The organism is Brevundimonas sp., from assembly GCF_044239655.1.
GTDB lineage: Bacteria > Pseudomonadota > Alphaproteobacteria > Caulobacterales > Caulobacteraceae > Brevundimonas.
Map to the genome: position 1 here is coordinate 1 of NZ_JBIIAY010000161.1, position 5,454 is coordinate 5,454.

General features: G+C 69.2%; 8 protein-coding genes. 6 read left to right on the forward strand and 2 right to left on the reverse strand.

All coding sequences use genetic code 11. The features are described from left to right. Together ACILQR_RS15335 and ACILQR_RS15340 are read left to right on the forward strand one after the other, a co-directional pair. Window positions 1-139 (forward strand): DUF1318 domain-containing protein (locus tag ACILQR_RS15335; RefSeq protein ID WP_395652259.1); only part of this gene is annotated, 139 nt, incomplete at its 5' end. Between the two features lie 69 nt (window positions 140-208). Then, on the forward strand, window positions 209-475 hold the full coding sequence (locus ACILQR_RS15340) for a hypothetical protein (protein ID WP_395652252.1): 267 nt from the start codon (window positions 209-211) through the stop codon (window positions 473-475). Here ACILQR_RS15340 and ACILQR_RS15345 read toward each other — a convergent pair. Further along, window positions 472-1,611 (reverse strand): DNA cytosine methyltransferase, encoded by a 1,140-nt coding sequence (locus ACILQR_RS15345; RefSeq protein ID WP_395652253.1) that lies wholly within the window; start codon window positions 1,609-1,611, stop codon window positions 472-474. The two genes, ACILQR_RS15340 and ACILQR_RS15345, sit on opposite strands and share 4 nt — an antisense overlap. Window positions 1,612-1,708: 97 nt before the next feature. Here ACILQR_RS15345 and ACILQR_RS15350 point away from each other — a divergent pair, with 97 nt between their 5' ends. Next, window positions 1,709-2,152, forward strand: a complete 444-nt coding sequence (locus tag ACILQR_RS15350; protein WP_395652254.1) for a COG3650 family protein — start codon at window positions 1,709-1,711, stop codon at window positions 2,150-2,152. Here ACILQR_RS15350 and ACILQR_RS15355 read toward each other — a convergent pair. Then, window positions 2,149-2,580: a hypothetical protein gene (locus tag ACILQR_RS15355; protein WP_395652255.1), complete on the reverse strand. Its 432-nt coding sequence runs from the start codon at window positions 2,578-2,580 to the stop codon at window positions 2,149-2,151. The two genes, ACILQR_RS15350 and ACILQR_RS15355, sit on opposite strands and share 4 nt — an antisense overlap. A 48-nt stretch (window positions 2,581-2,628) precedes the next feature. Between ACILQR_RS15355 and ACILQR_RS15360 the strand changes: the two genes are divergently transcribed. The 3 genes from ACILQR_RS15360 (at window position 2,629) to ACILQR_RS15370 (ending at window position 5,337) form a co-directional block, all read left to right on the forward strand. Beyond that, the gene (locus ACILQR_RS15360) at window positions 2,629-3,744 is read left to right on the forward strand and encodes an acyltransferase family protein (protein WP_395652256.1); all 1,116 of its coding nucleotides are present in this window, start codon (window positions 2,629-2,631) and stop codon (window positions 3,742-3,744) included. Between the two features lie 72 nt (window positions 3,745-3,816). Further along, complete coding sequence (locus ACILQR_RS15365; RefSeq protein WP_395652257.1) at window positions 3,817-4,347, forward strand: CHAP domain-containing protein; 531 nt, start codon at window positions 3,817-3,819, stop codon at window positions 4,345-4,347. Between the two features lie 27 nt (window positions 4,348-4,374). Continuing rightward, window positions 4,375-5,337: a magnesium transporter CorA family protein gene (locus ACILQR_RS15370; RefSeq protein WP_395652258.1), complete on the forward strand. Its 963-nt coding sequence runs from the start codon at window positions 4,375-4,377 to the stop codon at window positions 5,335-5,337. Window positions 5,338-5,454: the final 117 nt, after the last annotated feature.

Sequence of the window (5,454 nt, forward strand, 5' to 3'; positions counted from 1 at the left end):
CGCCTATGCCCAGAGCGCGGCCGGCGCCGGCACCACGGCCGACGTCGCGGGCGTGCGGATGTTCGAGACCCTGATCCAGGCCCGCATCCCCGCCGGCCAGTGGTACCGCAACGCCTCGGGTTCCTGGGTCCAGAAGTAGGGCCGCGACCCCCGAACCGCGACCATGCGGCCGCCGACAGGCCCCGCGCGATCTGATACGACGGACGGCATGGATCACCCTGCCGTCCGTTTTCTGTTGCGCCTGCTGCTGGCCATGGTCGTCGCGGCAGCCGGAACGGGTGCCATCGCCGGGTTCTGGACCCTGATCGGCGGTGGCCCGTTGACGATCCACGGCTGGATCGCCCTGACCCTGGGCGTGCTCGGCACCATCGGCCTGACCTGGGGCCTGATGAGCCTCGCCTTCCGCTCCCACCGTGACGGCTGGGACGACCGCGTCGACAACTCCCTCGATCCGGGGCGGGAGGGGGAGGATTAAACTCCCGCCAACGCCGGCAGGAACAACTGCTCCGTCAGCGCCCGCACCACCGGTGTCGCCACGGCATCCCCCATCAGGGTCAGCGCCCCGCTCTCGCTCCCCGGCAGGCGATAATCGTCGGGTACCCCCATCAGCCGCGCGGCCTCACGGCCGGTCATCCGCCGCGCCCGCACCGGACCGGCCTCGCAGACCAGCACATACTGGCGTGAGGATCCCCCCGACGGCGTCCTCAGACACCCCGCCAGCCCGTCCAGCCGGACCTCCAGCCGCTGCACCTTGACGCCCGCCTCGACCCGCACCCGCCGGAACGCCGCCGCGACCCGCCGCTCGCCCGATGCCGCCGCTTCCTCCAGCCGCGCCCGGTGCAGGGGCGCGGTCAGGGCCAGCAAGCGTTCGGTCTGGGCCGCGTCGAACCAGTCCACCGCTGAGTCCGGCTCCAGCACACCGGCCAGATCGAGATTCCGCCTGGGCGGTTCGGCCAGCCGCCACCAGGCCCAGGCCGCTCGCACCGCTTCGGGCAGGTTCGCATGGGCCGTCAGCAGACGCCGCGAATGAAACGGTGCGACCGGCCTCGGCCCCTCCGCCCCCTTCACGCCCCGTATCCCAACAATGAACAGCCGGGGGCGCGACTGGGGCAGCCAGGCTGCCGCATCGACCTCCAGCGGCCCCACGGTATAGCCCGCCTCGACCATGGCCCCGCAGACGGCCGCGAAGTCCCGCCCCTGGCCCGAGGTCAGCAGGCCGACCACGTTCTCGACCACCACGATGCGCGGGCCGCGCCCCTCGGCGTCCAGCCCCTGCATCAGCCGCCAGAACCCCCAGAAGGCCCCCGACCGCCGCGCCTCCAGCCCGCCCCGTGCGCCCGCCAGGCTGACGTCCTGACACGGCGAAGACGCCCAGCACAGGTCCGGTGTCCCCGGCAGGTCCGCGACCGACAGGTCCCAGACGTCACCCTCTTGCAGCGGCACGTCCGGATGATTGTCGCGAAACGCCCGCGCCTTCATCGGTGACAGGTCGTTGGCGAAGGTCGTCTGGAACCCCCGCCCCCCGGCCGCCAGCCCGATCCCCGCCAGCCCACCGCCTGCGAAGAACTCGAACGCCTTCGGTCGCGTCGGTGGGGAAGGTCGAATCGCCATGGCCGAACCTTAGGTGCCGAGCCCGGCGAACGCGACGGCGGCTTGAACGCACGCGCTTCCGCCGTCACCATGGCTCAAGCCCTCAAGGACAAGCCCCATGCGCCCCATCGCCGCCGCGAGCCTCGTCGCCCTTCTCGCCATCGCCGCCTGTTCGGAGCCGGTGCCGCAGCCTGCGTCCGCGCCGACCCCCGCGCCGGCCCCCGCCGCCCTCGTCGGTGTCGATCTCAACCAGCCGGTACAGGCGCTGGGCACCGAACCCTTCTGGGGCATAGAGATCACCGCCTCGGCGATCACCTATACCGACCCCGAGGGGCCGCCCCGGACGGGCGACAACCCCGGTCCGACGCTCCAGGGCACGACCGCCGTCTATGCCTCGACCGTCGGGGACGAGCCGATCGAGATCACCCTGATCGCCACCGAATGCTCGGACGGTATGAGCGACCGCACCTATCCCCTGACCGCGATGGTCAAGCTGGGCGACATCTCCCTGAACGGCTGCGCGGGCTCCAGGGCCGCGCTGGAGGCCCAGCCGCCGGCCTAGCCGCCCAGCAGGGCACCTACCCCCGGCACGGTCTTCACCGCCTCACCGAGGGGGTCCGCCCCCGTCACGGCCCGCAGCCGGTTGCGCGCGGCGGGCAGCAGCCGCTTCAGTTCGTCACGCCCGACACCGATCTTCTCAAGCCGCCCCAGCACGGCCATGGCGTCGGCGATCGCCTTGCCCGACAGCCCCCCGGCGCTCTTCATCAGTCCACCCATCAGTCCCCCACGCGGCGGCTTCGCCTCGTCGGACTGGGCAGCCTCTCGAGCGCCCGAAACGGCCGCATAGACCGCCGCCATCGCTTCGGGTTCGGCGTGCTTGTCCAGCAGTCCAAGGGCGGCCACCAGAGCCGCGCGGCCCTGTTCCGGGGTCAGTCCGGCCTTGTCGGCGGCGGCTGAGATCAGGTCGTCGAGGGGAATCATCGTGCTCATGGCCTCGCCTTAACGGTTCTCAAAGCGTGTGGCTCCTACAGTGTGCGCATGACACAGCTCGCCCCAGCGGCCCCGGCCGACCTCCGCTCCCTGACCGCGCTTCGTTTCGTCGCCGCCATGTGGGTCGCCGTCTACGCCCTGTGGGACAATCTGGCGGTGGGTTTCCGGCCCGACCTGGTGGCCAAGGGATACCTCGGCGTCGAGCTGTTCTTCGTCCTCAGCGGCTTCATCCTGTGCCACGTCTATCTGGCCGCGCACGGCGAGAAGCGTTTCAGCTATCGCGACTTCCTGTGGGCCCGGGTGGCCCGGGTCTATCCCCTGCATATCGCGACCCTGGTAGGTGTCGGAGCCCTCGGTGCCGCCGCCCTGTTCGCGGGCATGAGCATCGACGGCAATGTCATCAGCTGGGCTGCACTCCCGGCCAACATCGCCATGGTCCACGCCTGGGGCCTGTCGCCCGAGGCGGGGTGGAACCACCGCTCCTGGTCGATCTCGGCCGAGTGGTTCGCCTATCTGCTGTTCCCGGCCTTCGCCTTCGTGGCCTGGAAGCTGCGCCACATCCCCGGCGTCGCCATCGGCGGGGCCCTGGCCCTGATCGCGGCCCTCTACGTCGGCTTCAACGCCGTCGCGGGCTTTCCCCTGACCGAGGCGACCTTCCAGTGGGGGGCGCTGCGCATCGTGCCCTGCTTTGCCTACGGCTGTGCCCTGTACCTCGCCTATCGCAAGGCCCCGCTGCCGGCTCCCGGCCTGATCGCCCTGGCCTCGACCGCGGCCCTGATCGGCGCGGCCGCCCTGAATGTCTGGGACGGCTTCATCGTCGCCCTCGCCGGCCTGCTGATCCTGTCGCTGGCCAGCCTGCCCAATGCCCGCGCCGGCTGGCTGGCGTCAAAGCCCGCCGTCTACCTCGGAGAGATCAGCTACGCCGTCTATATGGTGCTGGTGCCCTGGCAGTTGCTGGCCGTGAACCTGGCCGCCAAGGCGACGAACGCCCCCGACAAGCATCTTCAACTTTTTGTGTGGCTGGCGGTTCTGGCGGCTTTGCCGGTGGTCGCGGCGGTGGCCTATCACCTGGTCGAATACCCGTCACGGCGGGCGATCCGGGCCTGGGCGGCGAAGCGGCCCAACGCCGTCAACCGCGACAAGAACGCGCACCAGCCCGCCTAATCAAGGGCTTCCCCCGCCGCGCGAGTCCCGGTTAAGGATAGTGCGGGCGTAACAATCGGACACAAAACCAGCATGAAGAAACGCATTGCTGCCGCCGTGGTTGCGGCCTGTCTCGGATTTGGTGCGGTCGGCGCTCCCGCCACCGCCTCTGCAGACAGCCCCTACTGGCAGTGCGTGACCTTCGCGCGGATGTTCTCGGGCATCAACATCTTCGGCGACGCCTGGACCTGGTGGAGCCAGGCCTCCTCCAAATTCCGCACCGGCCACGCGCCCGAAACCGGTGCCGTCCTCGTCTTCCGTCCCGAGGGCCGGATGAGCCGGGGCCATGTCGCCGTCATCTCCAACGTCCTGACCGACCGCGTCGTCCAGGTGACGCACGCCAACTGGGGCGGCAGCCGCGGTCGCGTCGAGGAAAACGTCACCGTCGTCGATGTTTCGGGCCGCAATGATTGGAGCCAGGTCAAGGTCTGGTACAACCCGATCCATGACCTGGGCACGACCGTCTATCCCACCTACGGATTCATCTACAAAGGCGGCGCCGACGCGCCTCAGCAGGCAGCCGTCCAGACGGCCTCGCTCGGCGGTTCCGCCGGTCAGCCCTGATCCTTCGATCCTGACGCGGGATCGCACATGATCCGCGTCTATCGCACCGGCTGCCTCGCCTGCGATCCGGTCCTGACCGATCTGGCCGACTGGACCCTTCCCGACGACGCCATCTGGATCGACCTCGTCGACCCCTCGTTGGAGGAAGACAAGGCCATCGAGGCGGCCCTGTCCCTGTCCATCCCGACCCGCGCCGAGATGGCCGAGCTTGAGGCGTCCAGCCGCCTGTACCGTGAGAACGGTGCCACCTACGTCACCGCCGACATCATCCACAACGGCGACGACGACATGCCGAGCGCCGACCCGGTCACCTTCGTCCTGACCCACGGTCCCCTGGTCACCATCCGTTATTTCGACCCCAAGCCCTTCGCCATCCTGGCCGACCGGATCGAGCGCGACCCCGAACTTTGCGGCTCGGGCGCCGACATGTTCCTGCACCTGATGGAGGCGATCATCGACCGGGCGTCCGACATCCTGTCGATCAACGCCGAGCGGGTGGAGGGCATCTCCAACCACGTCTTCGCCGAGGGCAAGACCGTCGGCTTCCACCGACTGATCGGCAAGCTGGGCCGGGCCCACATCGTCAACACCCGCATCGAACAGAGCCTGGCCGGTCTGGCGCGGGTCTTCGCCTATGTGTCGCTGGACGAACGGATCGAGCACGTCCTCGACGCCCGCGACCACCTGCGCTCGCTGTCCGGCGACGCCGCCTCTCTGCTGCAGCACAACCAGTCGGTGGCGGCCGGGATCAATTTCCAGCTCAGCGCCGCATTGGGTCTGATCAACATCGACCAGTCCTCGATCGTGAAGGTCTTCTCGGTAGCGACGACCTGTCTGATGCCGCCCACCCTGATCGGCGCCATCTACGGCATGAATTTCGACCACATGCCGGAGCTGCGCTGGATCGACGGCTACCCGCTCGCCATCCTCGCCATGGTGATCTCGGGCATTGCGCCGCTGCTGTGGTTCCGGCGGAAGGGGTGGCTGTAGAGAGGCAACGGGCAGCAGGCAACAGGCAACAGGCAACAGAAGCACTCTGCCAACTGCCGTTCCGGCCTCACTGTTGCCCGTTGCCTGTTGCCTGTTGCCTCACGTCACCATTGCGGC

What these genes read in the sequence shown, in the direction of transcription:
- ACILQR_RS15340 (WP_395652252.1), top strand. Translation starts at nt 209, where the DNA reads ATGGATCACCCTGCCGTCCGTTTTCTGTTGCGCCTGCTGCTGGCCATG.
- ACILQR_RS15345 (WP_395652253.1), bottom strand. Translation starts at nt 1,611, where the DNA reads ATGGCGATTCGACCTTCCCCACCGACGCGACCGAAGGCGTTCGAGTTC.
- ACILQR_RS15350 (WP_395652254.1), top strand. Translation starts at nt 1,709, where the DNA reads ATGCGCCCCATCGCCGCCGCGAGCCTCGTCGCCCTTCTCGCCATCGCC.
- ACILQR_RS15355 (WP_395652255.1), bottom strand. Translation starts at nt 2,580, where the DNA reads ATGAGCACGATGATTCCCCTCGACGACCTGATCTCAGCCGCCGCCGAC.
- ACILQR_RS15360 (WP_395652256.1), top strand. Translation starts at nt 2,629, where the DNA reads ATGACACAGCTCGCCCCAGCGGCCCCGGCCGACCTCCGCTCCCTGACC.
- ACILQR_RS15365 (WP_395652257.1), top strand. Translation starts at nt 3,817, where the DNA reads ATGAAGAAACGCATTGCTGCCGCCGTGGTTGCGGCCTGTCTCGGATTT.
- ACILQR_RS15370 (WP_395652258.1), top strand. Translation starts at nt 4,375, where the DNA reads ATGATCCGCGTCTATCGCACCGGCTGCCTCGCCTGCGATCCGGTCCTG.